Annotated in this window: 18 protein-coding genes and 1 pseudogene; 2 read left to right on the forward strand and 17 right to left on the reverse strand. The window is 31.3% G+C overall.

Annotation, left to right across the window (positions count from 1 at the left end; genetic code table 11):
* Window positions 1-439 precede the first annotated feature (439 nt).
* The gene (locus BN2409_RS02245; protein ID WP_053955042.1) at window positions 440-943 is read left to right on the forward strand and encodes a hypothetical protein; all 504 of its coding nucleotides are present in this window, start codon (window positions 440-442) and stop codon (window positions 941-943) included.
* A gap of 22 nt (window positions 944-965) precedes the next feature.
* Here the strand turns inward: BN2409_RS02245 and BN2409_RS02250 are convergent, their stop codons facing one another.
* The 17 genes and pseudogenes from BN2409_RS02250 to BN2409_RS02320 form a co-directional block, all read right to left on the reverse strand.
* On the reverse strand, window positions 966-1,532 hold the full coding sequence (locus BN2409_RS02250) for a zonular occludens toxin domain-containing protein (protein WP_053955043.1): 567 nt from the start codon (window positions 1,530-1,532) through the stop codon (window positions 966-968).
* A gap of 99 nt (window positions 1,533-1,631) precedes the next feature.
* A pseudogene (locus BN2409_RS02255) lies at window positions 1,632-1,907 on the reverse strand (integrase core domain-containing protein); the annotation flags it as partial.
* A gap of 94 nt (window positions 1,908-2,001) precedes the next feature.
* Window positions 2,002-3,471 (reverse strand): group II intron reverse transcriptase/maturase, encoded by a 1,470-nt coding sequence (gene ltrA, locus BN2409_RS02260; RefSeq protein WP_053955044.1) that lies wholly within the window; start codon window positions 3,469-3,471, stop codon window positions 2,002-2,004.
* 525 nt (window positions 3,472-3,996) lie between these two features.
* A complete protein-coding gene (locus BN2409_RS02265) occupies window positions 3,997-4,734 on the reverse strand; it encodes an IS3 family transposase (RefSeq protein ID WP_422723677.1) in 738 nt (245 codons plus the stop codon).
* Complete coding sequence (locus BN2409_RS17795) at window positions 4,617-4,892, reverse strand: transposase (RefSeq protein WP_110942900.1); 276 nt, start codon at window positions 4,890-4,892, stop codon at window positions 4,617-4,619. Before BN2409_RS17795 ends, BN2409_RS02265 begins: the two co-directional genes overlap by 118 nt.
* A gap of 89 nt (window positions 4,893-4,981) precedes the next feature.
* Entirely contained in the window at window positions 4,982-5,425 is a 444-nt protein-coding gene (locus tag BN2409_RS02270; protein ID WP_053955046.1) for a GNAT family N-acetyltransferase, read from the reverse strand.
* 413 nt (window positions 5,426-5,838) lie between these two features.
* Window positions 5,839-6,318, reverse strand: coding sequence for a 23S rRNA (pseudouridine(1915)-N(3))-methyltransferase RlmH (rlmH, locus tag BN2409_RS02275; protein ID WP_053955047.1), 480 nt, complete (start codon window positions 6,316-6,318; stop codon window positions 5,839-5,841).
* A 271-nt stretch (window positions 6,319-6,589) separates the two neighbouring features.
* Window positions 6,590-6,757 carry a CxxH/CxxC protein gene (locus BN2409_RS16695; RefSeq protein WP_110942901.1) on the reverse strand — a complete coding sequence of 56 codons (168 nt, stop codon included), beginning with the start codon at window positions 6,755-6,757 and terminating at the stop codon, window positions 6,590-6,592.
* Window positions 6,758-6,778: 21 nt separating this feature from the next.
* Window positions 6,779-7,984, reverse strand: a complete 1,206-nt coding sequence (gene htrA / locus BN2409_RS02280; protein WP_110942902.1) for a serine protease HtrA — start codon at window positions 7,982-7,984, stop codon at window positions 6,779-6,781.
* Between the two features lie 20 nt (window positions 7,985-8,004).
* A complete protein-coding gene (locus tag BN2409_RS02285; protein WP_053955048.1) occupies window positions 8,005-8,811 on the reverse strand; it encodes an MBL fold metallo-hydrolase in 807 nt (268 codons plus the stop codon).
* Window positions 8,812-8,893: 82 nt separating this feature from the next.
* Window positions 8,894-10,150 (reverse strand): UDP-N-acetylglucosamine 1-carboxyvinyltransferase, encoded by a 1,257-nt coding sequence (locus BN2409_RS02290; RefSeq protein ID WP_053955049.1) that lies wholly within the window; start codon window positions 10,148-10,150, stop codon window positions 8,894-8,896.
* A gap of 174 nt (window positions 10,151-10,324) precedes the next feature.
* Window positions 10,325-11,146, reverse strand: coding sequence for a two-component system regulatory protein YycI (yycI, locus tag BN2409_RS02295; protein WP_053955050.1), 822 nt, complete (start codon window positions 11,144-11,146; stop codon window positions 10,325-10,327).
* Between the two features lie 15 nt (window positions 11,147-11,161).
* On the reverse strand, window positions 11,162-12,622 hold the full coding sequence (locus tag BN2409_RS02300) for a hypothetical protein (RefSeq protein ID WP_053955051.1): 1,461 nt from the start codon (window positions 12,620-12,622) through the stop codon (window positions 11,162-11,164).
* Between the two features lie 18 nt (window positions 12,623-12,640).
* On the reverse strand, window positions 12,641-13,132 hold the full coding sequence (locus BN2409_RS02305) for a hypothetical protein (RefSeq protein ID WP_053955052.1): 492 nt from the start codon (window positions 13,130-13,132) through the stop codon (window positions 12,641-12,643).
* A 94-nt stretch (window positions 13,133-13,226) separates the two neighbouring features.
* Window positions 13,227-15,023, reverse strand: a complete 1,797-nt coding sequence (locus tag BN2409_RS02310) for an ATP-binding protein (protein ID WP_053955053.1) — start codon at window positions 15,021-15,023, stop codon at window positions 13,227-13,229.
* Window position 15,024: 1 nt separating this feature from the next.
* The gene (gene yycF / locus BN2409_RS02315; RefSeq protein WP_053955054.1) at window positions 15,025-15,714 is read right to left on the reverse strand and encodes a response regulator YycF; all 690 of its coding nucleotides are present in this window, start codon (window positions 15,712-15,714) and stop codon (window positions 15,025-15,027) included.
* A 130-nt stretch (window positions 15,715-15,844) separates the two neighbouring features.
* Complete coding sequence (locus BN2409_RS02320; protein ID WP_053955055.1) at window positions 15,845-16,624, reverse strand: gluzincin family metallopeptidase; 780 nt, start codon at window positions 16,622-16,624, stop codon at window positions 15,845-15,847.
* 162 nt (window positions 16,625-16,786) lie between these two features.
* On the opposite strand from BN2409_RS02320, the gene BN2409_RS02325 reads away from it, so the two are divergent.
* Window positions 16,787-18,121, forward strand: coding sequence for a S8 family peptidase (locus BN2409_RS02325; RefSeq protein ID WP_199872897.1), 1,335 nt, complete (start codon window positions 16,787-16,789; stop codon window positions 18,119-18,121).
* Window positions 18,122-18,161 lie beyond the last annotated feature (40 nt).

Here is an 18,161-nt window from a genome sequence, read left to right on the forward strand (position 1 = left end):
ATAAAAAATAACCTTAGACAAATTATATCAATGCCTAAGGTTATAAACCTCACTTACTTATGGTACGGTTCAGCATTTCACAGTTTATTACAAAATAATAGTTGCTTTAAAAGCTTAAATCAACTTAATAAAATTTTTAAAAAAAATTTTTTCTTTAGTATCTTTTAATGACAAGATACATATACTATTATTAGATAAATAGGTATTTATCTTATCTGAAATCAATTTGACAAAACTTAATAATATGCTATAATGGAAGTAACAAAAACGCTTCACAATGTGCGACAAAGAAACATTGTTGATACAAATGCGCTTCACGATGTGCGACAAAGAAACATTGTTGATACAAATACGCTTAACAATGTGCGACAAAGAAACATTGTAAGAAAGTCCCAATGATTATCATTAGGACTTTCTTTTTTTCAGATAAGGTGATGCTATGAAAGAAAATGCTATGTATTTTGGGAAAAATGATATTTACCAGAAAATTAGAGATGCAGGTGGGAAATGGAATGATTCAAAAGAAAGACCTATTGTTTGTTTAATAGAGTCAACTGAAAAAGCTGGTCTTTATTGGGCAATTCCAGTGGGTAATTGGAAACATAGAAATCCACGAGGCCAACAAAGAATTAATAAATATATGTCTTATCCCGATGATGATTTAAGATCATGTTTTTATCACGTTGGTAAAACTACTATCAAATCAATTTTTTTTATTAGTGATGTTATACCTATAACTGATAGATATATCGAACGGGAATATCAGGGCTTTGATAATAAACTTTATGTAATTAAAAATAAAAATCTTCTACAAGCTCTTGAAAAAAAATTAAAAAAAATTTTAGCTTTTGAAGCTTCTCAAAACAATTATTTTCGCCAACATATAACTGATGTTAAAAAACTATTGATTGAAGAATTAGAACAAGAAAATGATACTAAATAACTTACATAAAAAAGACTACTTTCTAGTAGCCTTTTTTCATTTTATCAAGCAATACATTCCTACTTTTAACTTTTTTCTGAATAGCATTATACTTTTCTTTAATAAATAAGCTAAACAATAACAATCTATCCTTAATAGTTTTAGGTTTTAAAACTTCTAATTCCTCAAAATCTTCCACATCTTTAATAGGTATATCTTCGGGTATCCAAAAACTATCAAACATATTATAATACAAAGGACGATAAAAAAATTTAGGTAATCCATAGAATTTATACTTTTCTATAATGTCGCCCTTTTCGTCATCACACGAAATCTTTTTTACAATCTCCCTTATCATTGTAAAACCAAATGGAAGTTTATTTAATAAATACATTTTCGAATATAATCTTCTTAATGTAATGTCAATATCTTCCCAACTTTGAGAAATTACAATTATATCATTAGAATATTTTTTATCTGACACATAATGACGATGAAGCTTAAAATATTGTATTTCATTATGATGCATCTTCATCATTCGATTATTATACTCTATTGAGGCTTCATCTATTATAATTAAACTATCTTTGATGGCTTCTTTTTTTAGCATATGTATATCAGGAATATAACGAACTCCCTTTATTAAAGCATTAGAACAAACATATTTATTGGATCTATGTCAATATTTTGGACAACAAAAAGTTAGTTTTTAACATGCAATTTTAGCCTCATCTTCTACTTGTTGAGGGGTTTTATATTTTAATGATCCATGAATACGCTTTCTATTGTACCAACCTTCAATGTATTCAAATATGGCTAATTTAGCGGTATGAAAATCTATATATTTCACATGATGAATTTCTTCTTTTTTTAATACGGAGTGGAATGATTCAATAGGAGCATTGTCATAAGGGCATCCTTTACGACTAAAGGAATGCTGTATCCCCTTAGATTTCAGGTAACTCCCAAATTCCATGCTTGTGTAATCGACTAAAGAAAAGGGATTGCTCCCTTTCCCTCGTCTAAGAACCGTACGTGAGAGTTTCCAACTCATACGGCTCAAGCATTTCTTCACCTTTTCAGGCAGCAACAGTCATGTGAAGTTTTATCTTTCTTTGATAAAAGTACTTTTTATTTAAGAAAGGATTTTTTGAGATTTGTAACTTTGGGTGTCTGACAATGTTTATTCTCCTAAGGTTTATGAGAGTATAGTCATTTGTTGTGAATACCCATGGTTTGCTATCCTTTTCATGCCAGTATTTGTTCAATCTCCACCATTTGTTCTTGTTTGGGTGGCGATGCTTAGCCCACTGATGTAGTAAGTGATAGAGTGTGTTGTTGATGTATGAAAATACTTGACTTGCTACAACGTGTTTGTGGTAGTTAGTCCAACCCCTAATCACTTGATTTAACCTTCGTATCAAATCTGATTGCGTACTTGCTTTTCCTTCTTTGAGTATGATATTAATCAAGCTTTTGATGGAACTTTTAGAAGGTTTGACAATCAGCTTTCCTTTGAATTTGCGGAATGTCCACCCAAGAAAGTCGAATCCTTCATCAATATGCGTGATTAAAGTCTTTTCTTCAGATAACATTAATCCACGAGATTTTAGAAAACTGCTGACAATATCTTTGAGTTCTTCTGCTATTTCTTTTGAATTGGCTGTGATAATAAAGTCATCAGCATATCGGACTAAATTTACTTTTGTCTTAGCACGATAATGATTTTCTATGTTACCTTTAGAATTTCGATGGTATTTATCTTGAATTACTTTTTCAAGTCCATCTAATGTCATGTTTGCATAAAGACTAGAGATGGCTCCGCCTTGTGGTGAACCTGTTTCTGTTGAGAATAGCTTACCTTCATATTTGAAACCTGATTTTAGGAATTGTTTCATGATTCTTTTGTCCATTGGTATGTTAGTTTGTAGCCATTCGTGATTGATGTTATCAAAGCAACCTTTAATATCTCCCTCAAGTATCCATGTTGGTGAACACTTTCTGGCAAGTACAGAAAATATTTGTTCACACGCATCTTTTGCGCTTCTTCCTCGTCGGAAACCAAAAGAAATGGTATCTGCTTTAGTTTCAGCAATGGGTTCAAGTGCCAAAGCATATAGTGTCTGCATGGCTCTGTCATACATGGTTGGGATTCCTAATGGACGTTTCTTGTTTTTGCCTTTCTTTGCTATATATACACGCTTAAGTGGCTTTGCTCTATAGTGTTTATCAGTAAGTGAAAGTACAGCTTTCATTTTTGATGCAGATGTTGACCATAGTTTTTTGTCTACACCTGATGTATTTTTTCCTTTATTTGTGGTCACTTTTCTTACAGCATAGGCTTTAGCAGAAAAAGAGTGAGTTAATAAATATTGTATCCTTTTGGCTTTGTTAACATCACCGTTTGACGTTGCCTTAGCAATTCGGGTTTGTAACCTATTAACACCTTTTTCAATTGTAACCCAATCAATAGATTCCCACTGATTGGCAAGTGATTTTGTGTCTTTTAGACTCTCGGTTTTATCCGTCGTTGAGTTACTAGAATTCATAGGTTTACAATCCTTTCCTGCCAAGAAATACCGTTGGATAAGTCTGCACCCTTTCAGGTTAGGCCAAATTTTGAACCCCTATCCGACTATATTACATGATCGGCGTTCGCTTTTTATCCTTTTCTTCTGCCCTCTATATCTTTTCGTCCCCTTGCGGATAAATACCTCTTTTATGAGGAACATATAGGGTTTACCAAGTTCCACGTAATACATAATTATGAATGCCTTAGGAGTCACCTTTAAACCGGGAGTTCTTTATCCATTCGCATTGGTTTGACAGATCGCCTTTGCTCGACTCCTTACCTTTTGGTCAAAGCGTTTCAGCCTATTTCGCTTCTTCCTCGTAACGATTCCTACAGTGATTCACTTTATGTTCCCCATAGCATTCTTACTCTAGCAGTTGTCCCAGTTTTAGGCTACTAGAACTTCCACATTGTCTCGTGAGCTTTCTAACCTAAATATTACTATCCACGCTAGTCACGATAGAGTTACCCCGAATGGATAGGGTAGTCTTTCGACAATATATTACGCGACTTCTTGTCGCACTTGCGAGCCTAAATCGGAATGTAATACAAGTGTATCCGTAGGATGCTGAGAAGCATAAGCATTCTTTACAGCCTGTAAGGCTATATCTACAGTCATAGAAGTATCAAAAGAATACCCTATTATTTTACGAGAATGAAGGTCCATAACAGATGCAAGGTAGCACCATCCGTCTTTTATCGTATGTATATAGGTAATATCCGTTACCCATTTTTGATTGAGTGCAGTGGTTTTAAAATCACGATTAAGTAGATTAGGATATTCTATGACTTTCTGTTTGGTTGAATAAGGTCTATACTTTTTGACTGTAATAGCGTGAATACCAAGCTTTTGCATCATTCTCTGTACTCTTTTTACGCTAGCTGTGTATCCTTTTTCTAAAAGCATATGATGTATTTTAGGCGCACCATATCTTCTTTTAGATTGAGTATAGATGTTATAAATTTCTTTTTTTAGTTCTCTATTTTCAATTTCTCGATTAGAAGGAGTATGACAAAGTGCATGATAATAAGAGCTACGAGAAACTTCTAGTATTTTACACATAGCCTGTATAGAATGTTCATCTGACTGGTCTGTAATAACTTTAAATAATTGATCGTCATTTATGGTTTGGCGAATATGGTGATAGCCTTTTTTAAGATGGTATTCTCCTCTTGAAGGCGTGCTATTTGTTTTTTCAATTCTTCCATATCGTCTAATGTGGTAGTTTTTCCATCGGATATTAATATAGGGGAAAATCTTTTGATCCATTTATATATAGTGACATCTGAAACACCATATTCGCTGCTTAATTCTTTTACAGAACGACCAGAATGATAAAGATCTACAATTGTTTTTTTAAAATCTTGATTGAATTTTTTATTGCTTATTATGGACACATCCTCTCAGTTATTATTTTATAGATTTAATCAATTTGTGTCCATAAAACTATACTAACACCAAACCAACTATAACAAATTTTTTATATTTATTTTTTATATAACATATCTATATGTGGAATATTATCCTCTAGATATTCTTCCGAAACTGCTTTAAAGCCAAGACTACTATAAAAATTAAGTAAATATGCTTGTGCTTGAATTTTAATAGTATCTTCATTTAAATTATTTTCTACAAACTCAATGGCTTTTAACATCATTCCTCTTGAAATTCCTTTACCACGATAATTTTTCTTAGCGGCTACTCTTCCTATTGATATTTCATCGTAAGAAACCCCCTTTTCCAAAATTCTTAAGTATGCAACTACTTCTCCATTTTCTTCAGAAAATAAATGATACGAATTTAAATCTTTATTATCACAGTCAAGATATGCACACTCCTGCTCCACAATAAATACTTCATTTCTTAATGCTAAAATTTTGTATATTTCTTCGACATTAAGTTCCTTAAATTTTTTAATCTTCCAATTCATTAAATTACCTCCATCTACATTAAATATTATGTCTTAATATAATACTTAAACTCCTCTAATAAACATAAAAGCACTGAATCTAATTCCTCCTTAAAAAGGCCCTAATGGAATGAGACTCAGTGCTTTGTAATATTCTTACCCGGGGATAAGAATAAGCATCGTATTATTTAATTATTAAATATGATAGCATGTATCTAACTTTTACACAATAGTAAATTCAAACCAGTCGGCAAATTACTATTTACCTTATACTTAAAAGTTTGATTAACATTTATTTAAGCTCCTTCAATTATAACATATTTTGTAAATATTTACTGCTAAACTTATTATATTTTATTACTTGTGATACGGTATTTTCACCAGCAAAATAACCCTAACCAAGTAATTTCAATGCTTAAGGCTAAAAATCTCACTTATTTATGGTACGGTTCGCCCTTTATAATCCTAAATCCTCTATATACTTGTTCAAGTAAAATGACTCTCATTAATTGATGAGGAAAAGTCATAGGTGAAAAAGAAAGTCTATAATCTGATCTTTTTAAAACTTCTTTGGATAAGCCTAATGATCCTCCTATGATAAATGTAATATGACTATTTCCAGATACCCCTAACCCATTTATTTTTTCTGCCAATTCTTCTGATGATAGCATCTTGCCCTTTATATCTAAAGAAATTACATACATACCATCTTTTATATTTTTTAATATCTTCTCTCCCTCTATATCCTTTATATTCTCCATTTCCTTATCGCTTAAATTCTCTGGAGCCTTTTCATCAGATACTTCTATAATATTTATTTTACAATATCTACTCAGTCTTTTTTTATATTCATCAATAGCTCCTGTAAAATACTTCTCTTTAACCTTTCCTACTCCAATAATAGTTATATTCATATATCTACTCCTTTTCATTAAAATAGACGAGGATTACCTCGTCTCAGACTACAAACAAATTGCATTTTTACAAAGTCATAAAAATAAGGAACAATTATTGAGAATTTGTGAAAATATAGAATAAGTGAGAAAATCATTAGCATTACACTGTTTGAGCATAGCGAGTTTGTAATGCTATTTTCGAGTGTTTCTATATATTTTCCAAATTTGAAAATTTAGTGACGTTTTTTATGCCTTTGTTTACAAGAATAGACGAGGGTTTCCTCGTCTATTATACTACTAAATATTTAGGTACTTCATTACAATAATCACAATTATGTGGACTTGACCAATCTGTAAAAGATATTTTGTCTAATTCATATATATCTGGGGATTGTTCATAAACTTCCAAAAAATCATCAATTGCTTCTGATAAATGCTCTGGGCATACAACATACATTTTATCCACTCCCAGCTTTCTTTAGTAAGTTTTTGGTGTTGCTTTAAAAGTCACTTGAAATTCTAAATTCCTTTGATTTCTTAAAACTTCTATTTTCACTGTATCATTTGGTCTATATTGATAAAGTGATCTCATAAGTTGAGTCATCCCTTCTATCTTTTGACCATTCATAGAAAGAATAATATCTCCTTTTTTGATTCCTGCTACCTCTACAGGCGAATTAGGAGATACTTCCATCACGATCACACCTTGATTGACTCCTAAATCATTTTGATAATTTCTAATATAATATCCTACATCAATTCCTTTTATGCCAAGATATACTTTGGTGAATTCTCCTCTTTTGATAAATTCATCTACAATAGGCTTTGCAATATTAATAGGGATAGCAAATCCAAGTCCTTCTCCTGTTTGAATTTTTACTGTATTGATCCCTACTACTCTTCCTTTTTCATCTAAAAGAGGTCCTCCACTATTTCCTGGATTGATAGAAGCATCCGTTTGAATCAATCCCTCTATACTCTGAAACTCATTAATTTCAATTCTTCTTTCCAATCCACTAATAATCCCTGATGTAACCGTTCTTTCAAAAGCCAGCCCTAATGGATTTCCAATGGCAATGGCTAATTGCCCTACTTGAATTTCATCAGAGTTTCCTAGCTCTGCAACTGGAAGATTCTTCTCAGATATTTTTACAATAGCTAAGTCCAGAAGGGGATCATTCCATAAAACCTTGGCCTTTAGATCTTTTCCATTATCTAATAATACCTTTACTTCCTCTGTTTCTCCATCATTGACTACATGAGAATTTGTCAAGATATATCCTCTAGGATCTACAATAACTCCTGTTCCAACTCCTTGACCTTTTCTTACTCCAAATAAAAAATCTCTTTGTAAGGTTACTGTAGTAATTCCTACGACAGAAGGCATAGCTTTTTTAACTACTGTTGGAATCACACTCAATTTTTCATCCTTTGTAACAATTTCTATATTTTGTGGAGTAGTTTTGTTTTCTGTATTGGGATAGGGTATATATTTACCATATAGATACATAGGTGCCAAATAAGCAGTTAAAATTCCCCCAATGAGTGCAGATACCAAACTTACTAAAATGATTTTAAATAATGAAATATTATTCTTTTTTTTATAAGTAGGTTTTGGAGGATCTATATAGTATTTTGAAGAATCATTCTCCTCCTTATGAAAATCATGTTCATCAAAACTCATTTTATCCCTCCCTCAAAGGATTATTTACATAAAGAATAAACTTGACTCACTCGATCTCTATAAGTTAAATCCACAGAAACATCTAAGCCCATTTTAATTTTTTTACTAGTTAATATATTTTTTACTGTTTCAAAAGCCAATTCTGGAAAATTATTTTCTTGGCTTAAATGTCCTAACAATACTTTTGTAACAGGAATTTTTTGATTGACCATTTCTGCAATAATTTCTCCTGCTGTTTCATTAGAAAGATGTCCATACTCTCCCATAACCCTTTTTTTTAGATACCAAGGATACCTTCCCATTTTAAGCATTTCTACATCATGGTTAGATTCTAAAAGTAGAAGATCTGATCCTTTTATTTCTTCTTTTACCCTATCATCTACTACTCCTAAATCTGTAGCAATACTAACCTTTACAGCATCATGATAAAAAGAAAATCCAACAGGCTCTTTTGCATCATGAGAAATAGGATATGGCTTTATTTTGATATCTTCTATATGAAATGTTTCTCCTGTCTGAAAAAATCTTATATTGTCTTCGCCTACTTTTCCTATTTTATCTTTCATTTCTTTCCAAGTATTATTATTTGCATATATTGGAATATTAAACCTTCTAGATAAAATTCCTATTCCTTTTATATGATCATTATGCTCATGAGTTACTAAAATCCCACATACTCTTTTCATATCTTTTCCAATACTCTCTATTGCTTGGGTAACTTTTTTTCCTGATAACCCTGCATCTACTAGTAAACTTGCTTTTTCACTAGCTATATATTGACAATTTCCACTACTTCCACTAGCTAGTGAACAAAAAGTAAAAGCCATAATCTTCCTCCTATTTGAGCAACATTTTATTTCATTATATCTTATTTATAGAAAAACGAAAAGACAGGATTGTCTCCTGCCTTTACTCTACTCTTTTGATTTTTGCTCCTAAATAAGATAATTTATTTTCAATCCATTCATATCCTCTATCAATATAATGGACACAATCTACTTCCGTAGTACCTTCTGCCATAAGTCCTGCTACAACTAAAGCAGCTCCTGCTCTGAGATCTGTAGCTGCAACCTTCGCTCCAGATAATTGTTTAATTCCTTGAATCACAGCTACATTTCCCTCTACTTTAATATCTGCTCCCATTCTTTTTAATTCATCTACATGTTTGAATCTTCCTTCATAAATAGTTTCTGTCACAATACTTGTCCCTTGTGCTTGTGTTAAAAGGGCTGACATAGGCTGTTGAAGATCTGTTGGAAATCCTGGGTATACTAATGTTTTAATATTGACACTCTTCGTTTTATCTTTTCCTATTACCCTGATAGACTCTCCATATTCTTCTATTTTTACTCCCATTTCTCTTAACTTAGCAGTTATAGGATCTAAGTGTTTTGGAATAACATTATCAACAATTACATCTCCACCTGTAGCTGCAGCCATAATCATAAAAGTCCCTGCTTCTATTTGATCTGGAATCACACTATATGTGCATCCTTTTAGCTTTTTCACTCCATGTATTTTTATTACATCTGTTCCTGCACCTCGTATATCTGCACCCATAGCATTTAAAAAATTTGCTACATCTACAATATGAGGTTCTTTGGCTGCATTTTCAATGATGGTTTTGCCCTTTGCCATACAAGCTGCCATCATAATGTTAATGGTAGCCCCTACACTTACCACATCTAAATAAATTTCTGTACCCTTTAACTCTTCTGCTTCTACATGAATCATACCATGCTCAATAGTAACTTTAGCCCCTAATGCCTCAAATCCTTTTATATGTTGATCAATCGGTCTTGATCCAATATTGCATCCTCCTGGAAAAGATACCTTCGCTTTTTTAAATCTTCCCAAAGATGCTCCTAAAAGATAATAAGACGCCCTTAACTCCTTGGCCATTTCATAAGAAGCAACACATTCTTTGATACTACTAGAATTTACTGTCATTACTTTTTTTTCTTCGTCAAAGGATACTTGTGCACCCAATTGTATAAGAATCTTCTCTAGGACATGCACATCCTCTATATTAGGTAAATTCTCTATATTACAAATATCTCCTGCTAAGATAGCAGCAGGAATAATCGCTACTGCTGCATTTTTAAATCCACTAATATTTACTTTTCCTTTTAATGGATATCCGCCTTGGATCAAAAGTTTACTCATAAGGTATTTCCAGCCTTTCAGCATTTTATTCTATCCATCCGTTTTTATACAAAACGTATATTGGTTATTTTTACATTAAAACCTCATTACATTATATCACTAATCATATCATTTGATAAGTATATGACGAAAGGAAAATAATACAAAAAGTAGAAGTCTATTTTGACTTCTACTTTAATAATTTTCATAGGCTGGAATAAAAACAATATTTCCATCTTTTAACGTAAGTCTCCAAGCTGGAATAGCTGTTCCTGATTTTATATTTCCAGAATTTGTAAGGCTAATATGAGATGGATCAAACCAATATCCTAGATCTATTTTTTTAATTCGTACTTGTTCATCGTTATTTTGGATTTCTTCCATAGACTTTAGCAGAGCTTTTGTAGCTGGAATAATTTCTTTTTTATTTTCATCAAATTTTAAAGGCTTAAGCCACAATCTTTCGAATCTTTTTACTCCTGATTCGTTTACAATTATATGCATATAGCTAATTTCTAAAAACTGACCTTTATATTTTTGCTTAAAACACACATGATATCCCTCAGGTGTTTTTATTGTTTTGTCATAAACTACATCCCCATTCATAAAATCATATTTTTGAATAAATATCTTGGCTTCATGAATGGCTTTTTCTTCATCAATATTTTTTATATGAATTTGATCATCTTTATCTTCATAGACAATCGTTTTGTGATTCACTACATTTATAGATCTTGTATCTTCATTTTTAATATGAAATTTTTCTTTCACTTCTTTTTCATTATAAGTTTTATATTCTACATTTAACACTGGAAGTTCTAGTACTGTCTTTGGTACTTCTGTTTCTATTTTTATATTTTTTTCTTTTAATATTTCTATTACATCTGTTATATTTCTATCATATACCATAGATGAAGCACTTTCTTTAAAAATATCTTTTTCTATATTATAAATAAGAAAAAGATTGGTAACTACTAGTGCAATAATTAATATATTTTTTGCTTTTGACCAATCCATTTTTTCCACCACCTATTACAGGGATGAATGCCACAACAATTTTCCTGTAGCTGCATCAAAATAATAAACGATTTTGTCTATTTTTATAATCCATATCAAACTTAATTCATTAGGCTGTTTATTTGAATCATCATAATATCCTATTTCAATACTTTTTACTTTTTCTAACACTTGATCTGTAATATTTTTTTGACTTACTTCTTGATTTATTTTTGCATAATCTTTTTGGATCATTGGAAAATTCATATCTATAATTTGAGGAGAGGATAAAATATGGTTTTGTTCTTTGTCTCCTAAAAACTTCATGGCTACTTTCTCTCTTTTTATAAATCTTTTGTAAGAAATAACTTGTTCTCCTAATACTTTTACTTCAATAGGTGCATCTATTATTTTTCCCTCATCATGATAATAAACAGGGAGATTATTGAGTCCATATCCAAATAAAAAGACATAGCCCTTTTGATTTTTTTCCTCAAATGTCTTTATTTCTTTTAAATATCCATTGATTCCTTCCATATCGCCATGTTCTCGAACAAATGAAATAGCAATTTGTGTTGCTTCATCAAGTTTCATACTTTTAGAAGCCTTTCCTTCATCTATTTTTTCTACATATTGAAGTCTTCCCATATGATCGATCTTTAAAGCCTTTTGTCCATATCCGTACATATAGATTACAGATCCATTTGTTTCTCTAATTTTTCTTACAAAATCAAGGTTTTCTCCAAAAAAAGTTCCAGCGAATGCTTCTACCTGTTCTTCGCTAAGGGAATCAATTTCTTTCACTACTTCTATATTATGTAGATCCTCGCCACCTTCAATAGGCATCAAAGTATTATTGTTTATCCCATAAATATCTGTTAGAGCATAATAGGCTTCATAATTTCCCTGCTCTATGTTTTTAATAACTTTTGAAAAATTTTCCACTTTAGGAGTTCCACGAACTACGTAATAAGCATTTCTTTTTTCATCTGCCAAATAAATACAAGATTCATCCATTAATGATATTAAAATCTTATCAAACCCTTCAATTTTTTCATAAATGCCTAGCTTTTTTTGCTGGGTTATATTACTTAAAAGTTGTGGAGACATGCTATACCCAAACTGCATTTCTATAGAACGAAATTTTTGAAGCTCTATCCATTTTTCTTTGTTAATCTTTTCAATAGAACTACTTTCTAAAAAATAGGATTTCTTAAAAATTTTAACAACTTCATTCCACATGTTATAAGAATCTGAATGGAGAACTGTATGAAGACCACCCCCAAAGTTGATTGTAAAACTTTGGGGGCTTAAAATGTCAGAAATGTTGTCTGAATGATTTATATTGTTCATGTTTACCACCTCTGTATCCTTTACAGAGGGTGTAATTTTATCTAATGAAATTTTTTCCCATAATTGTTGATTTAAAGCAATACTTAATGTAAAAAGTATAGCTAAAAGAAGAGTTTTAAATTTTTCTATATTAAAGTTTTTCATGAGCACACACCCTAATCATTACTTTTTGTCTAGGATGTCATCTAATATGTTTGTAACATTTGTTTTAGGTATACGTTCGAGTGTCTCATTCATTTCTTCTTCTTTATCTTTGACAGTAAAGTATTTTGTAATAGGATCCTTAGATTTTCCATCTTTATCCTTTATGTCAAAAACCATCTTATATTCTCCTGCAGATAAGTCTTTTAATTGTTTATTATAAAATTTAAGACTTTCTCCTTGATCTACTTTCTCAGGACCAAAAATGAGTGTATCTTCTTTTTCTTCTTTGTATACACTTAAAGAAACAGATACATTTTGTATAACCTGCACAGAAATAAGGACACTTTTTTGAACAATAATATCTCCCTTAGGGCTAATGATTTCTATAGGTTCTTTATTTACATTGACATTTACTTTGCTTTGAACCGTCTTGTAAGCAGCATGCCCAGTAACACTCGATGCTCCTAATATGACTATAATCAAAGCACTCGTAATGATTTTTCTGTTCATTGTGATTCCTCCCAGTTTACATACGAATCCCTTGTAATAACCACATTATAACCTATTATTATTACAAACATATTACACCCGTTTTAAAATACAATTACACCCCTTCATATAGGGGAATAAAAATAGTTACTTCAGTTCCTTTTCCCTCTTCACTTTTTATCTTTATATCTCCATCATGAGCTCTTATAATTTGTTGAGCAATAGAAAGACCTAGTCCTGTTCCCCCTAATTCTCTAGATCTTGCTTTATCTACTCGATAAAATCTTTCAAAGAGTCTTGGAAGATCTTCTGAAGGGATTCCTATTCCATTATCAGAAATTTTTAATATTCCTTGATTATTTTCTTGGTCTAAAGAAATGTTTATTTCTCCTTTTTCTGGTGTATATTTAATAGAATTACTTAATATATTTAAAATCACCTGCTCTATTTTGTCTGAATCTACAAAAGCTTTCATTTCCTCATTTTGTGGAAAAAAACTTATATTTTGTTTTTTATTTTTTGCATTAATGCTTATTTTTAAAATAGAATTTTCAATAATTTTAACCAAGTTGTTTTCCTTTTTATTCCAACTTACTCTTTGATAGTCTAATCTTGAAAGTTGAAGCAAATCTTTCACCAAACGATCCATTCGATCGGCTTCACTTATGACTACATTTAAAAAATATTCTGCTACATTTTTTTGATCTAATGCTCCATCTAATAAAGTTTCTGTATAGCTTTTAATACTCGTAAGTGGCGTCTTTAATTCATGAGATACATTGGCAACAAATTCTTTTCTCATATTATCTAGCTTTTGTCTTTCTGTAATATCTTGTATCACCATAACAATGCCTGTATTTTCTCCCTTTTCATCTTTAAAGGGAGCATAATTTGCATGAAAAATAGACTCTTTAAAAATGATATTCCTGCTTCCTGTCCAGTCTTTTGAATTTTCTTTAATAAAAGGGAGTGTTAACTCTTTATTAAATTTTCCTATAATTTCATCATAACTTGTGTTTTGTATATTTTCATCTGATAACTCTAGCATCTTCATAGCAGTAGGATTTGCATGCATAATTTTTCCTTCTTGGTTGGTAGCAATAAGTCCATCTGCCATATAACTTAAAATAGTCTCTAATTTACTTTTTTCACTTGAAATTTCGGAAAGAGTAGCATTTAATTTTTCTCTTGCATAATTAAACATTTCTGCCAATTGACCAATTTCATCGTCTGATTTTACTTCTACGACTTGATTAAAATCTCCCTTAGCCATTCTTGCTGCTTTAATAGTTACATCATTAATAGGCTCTGTAATACTTCTAGCAATCCAAAATCCTAATACAACCGTTATAATGAGCGCTAAGAGAGTAGCTTTTGTTAAAATCATTTTTGATTTATCTAATGTGTTATAAATATCAGAAAGATCTGCCCGAATATATAAAATACCTTTAATTTCATGATTCTCATTTTGTATAGGAAACGCCATATTCTTGGTAATAATTTCTTTAGCATGATTATTAATCGTAATATCTTTCTCTCCTACTTTTCCATTCCTAGAATCTGTTAAAAGAGTGTAATCTAATACCTCTAAAGCATTATTATTGGTTCCACTATTTTTGCTTCTTGCTACAATTTTAAACTCTCTATCTACAATAAATATCTCTTCCTTTAATCCTGTGGGCCACTGATCAATATTTTTTTGAATTTCTTCTTTATTCTCATCTAAATCTTCAAATTTTCCTATACTTTGAATCAAAACTTCTCTTCTTCCTAAATTTGTAAGATTTTCACTTACCATTCCTAAATGGTATTCTTGGAACTCTTTGATAATAAATACACCTACAATCAGCATAGCAATATAAACAGGTAGAAAGTATATGGCAATGAACTTCCACCTTATACTTTTAAACATACTATGCCCTCCTGAAGTAGTAACCTACTCCTCTTTTAGTCAATATATATTTGGGATTACTTGAATGATCCTCTACCTTTTCTCTTAATCTTCTTATGGTAACATCCACTGTTCGAATATCTCCATAATATTCATAACCCCATACTTCTTCTAAAAGCTGTTCTCTTGTAAATACCTGATTTTCTTGTGTGGCAAGATATTTCAAAAGTTCAAATTCTCTTAAAGTAAGCTCTATCACTTCTTCTCTTTTTTTCACTTCATATTTATTTAAATCTATATTTAAATCTCCTGAAATAATATTATGCATTTTATCATTTGACCCATTATTTTCAATTCGTCTAATATTGGCTTTGACTCTTGCTAAAAGTTCCCTCATACTAAACGGCTTTGTAATATAATCATCTGCTCCTAGTTCAAGACCTAATACTTTATCTACTTCTTCTTCTTTTGCTGTAAGCATCAAAATAGGCATATTAAAATTTTCTCTTATCTTCTTACATACTTGAAAACCATCCATTTCAGGAATCATCACATCTAATAAAATTAAATCCGGTTCTACTTCATAAGTTGTTTTTACTGCATCTTGACCATCAAAGGATACACTTACATCATATCCTTCTTTCTCTAAATTAAATTTTAGTATATCTGAAATAGATTTTTCATCATCTACAACTAATACTTTCTTACCCATCCACTCATCACCTCGACGAAATCTCTTCATTTTTTATTACTATATTATATCATATCTATTTAAAAATAACTTTCGTTTCATATATACTACATTTATATTTGACTTAAAAAAATATATAAAAGTTCCATTTTTATTCAAAATATTTTTCGATTTTTTCTCCTTTTCCTAATGCATATAAAATATCATGTAGTCTTTCAAATCCATCTTTTTGAGCCATTGATTTTACGATTTCAAAGGACTCTTTGTATGCCAACGTTTGATCTAACTCCCCAAAATCATTCGTAAGCTGTTCCATGGTATATTCTTTTCCATCAAAAGATATTCCTTCCCCCCAGCTATATCCTGTTTGAACATATTCTTGATAAAGAGCCATTCCTTCTGTAAACCATAAAGGATAATTTCCCTTTGCAATATCATCTACAATCAAATGGGTAAACTCATGGACCATAGGCCCTTGATTCAGAAAAGTATCTTCTATATCTTGATCTTTAGGCACCCATACCTTTGGAGATAAAATCTGAATGGTCGAAGCTAGATATACTCCCATAGGTGGTTCTCCCTTTTTTAAAAAAGAATTTTTCATGAGCTTTTCTGGATCCTCGTAAACAATCACTACAGTTTTTTCTTTTGGATAATAAGAAAATGCATTACATACTTGATTGTAATGCTCTTCAGAAGCTTTTGCAACTAGGTCAATCACACTTTCATCTTCCAAATCATACCTTATTATAAAATGACTAGTTTCCCTCACTTTATAATCTTTTGTTTTAAATAAAATCAATTCCTGTTGTACTTTTTTTAAAGCAGGATAAGCATAAACTTTTAATACATTTCTATATACAATCCCACTACTTAATAAAAAAATAATACCTATCAAAATAATAATTTTAACATTCCATCTTGTTTTCATTTGTATCCCCCTTTCAAAATGGTATGTAAATGGGGCATACAAGTTTATTATATCACATGATTATGTAAACTTCATTGGAAATTCTAGTCACTTATTGTATGAACATTTCATGAATTTTTAGCATACATTAATATTGAAAATAGATAATTTGGAGTGAGCATGATGAAAATGAATGTAAACAAAATAAGATCCCAATTTGTTCATCCCGTCATCGTAGCGAGAATGTCTGCTGGAACAAAAGAATATATTCCCGTTATTGTATATAGTAACGGAACTTGTGATCACATAAGAGATTGTATTATTGAAGCAGGTGGAAAAATAAAATACCATATCCCTCTTATTAATGCCATTGCAGCAGAAATTCCGGCAAAATCTATTGATCATGTAGCTGCTCACCATATGATTCAGTTTATCAATCAAGATGCAAAAGTTTTTAAGTGTATGGATAACGCATCTTTAGCTGCTGCAGGACATAGAGTTCATGATTTAGGATATACCGGAAAAGGAGTAGGTATTGCAATACTCGATACAGGGGTATACCCTCATGATGATCTCGTAAAACCAACAAATCGTATTATAGGTTTTAAGGATTTTGTAAACAATAGAAATTATCCTTATGATGACGATGGCCATGGAACACATGTAGCAGGAATTGCTGCTGGAAGTGGATATGCAAATGAAAAATATACAGGAATAGCTCCTGAGGCAAATATCATAGGAATAAAGGTATTAGATGAAACAGGAAGTGGATCTACGTCAGATATCTTAGCAGGTGTTCAATGGACTATTGACAACAAAGACAAATACAATATAAAAGTTTTGAATATGTCCTTAGGATCTCCTGCTGATAAATCATATCAACAAGATCCTCTAGCAAAAGCGGCTGCTGCTGCTGTGAATAGTGGTTTAACAGTCATTACAGCTGCAGGAAATAGTGGTCCTAATCCTAGCTCTATTACAAGTCCTGGAAATAGTCCTTCTGTCATAACCGTTGGTGCTGCAGATGATAACAAAACTACTTCTTATGAAGATGATTTTGTTGCTGACTTCTCAAGTAGAGGGCCTGCTATTGGTGGTGTTTCAAAACCAGATCTAGTAGCTCCTGGAGTAGATATTATGTCTTTATCTAACAAAGGACACAGTTCCTATGTGACCCATTCAGGAACTTCTATGGCCTCTCCAATGGTAGCAGGAACTGCTGCTTTAATGTATGAAAAAGATCCAAATTTATCACCTTCACAAGTGAAACAAAAATTATTAGGAACTGCTGTAAACATTGGAGATACTAGATATGCAGAGGGAGCAGGAATCTTAAATATAAGAGCAGCACTGGATATTCATTCTGATGAAGCTGTAAACCCAAACTATGAACAGCCTCAATATAATGAAAAACCACAACCCCGAAGACGTCCTACGAGAAAGTCTAGAAGAAATTTATCTTTTTTAGAAAATCTACTAGATCCTAGCCTACTTCCTCTATTGCTTCTTTTTTTATAAAATCTATCTACTAAAAAATTCGCATATTCCTACAGGAACA

Origin of the sequence: Inediibacterium massiliense (assembly GCF_001282725.1) — a bacterium.
Lineage (GTDB): Bacteria > Bacillota > Clostridia > Peptostreptococcales > Thermotaleaceae > Anaerophilus > Anaerophilus massiliensis.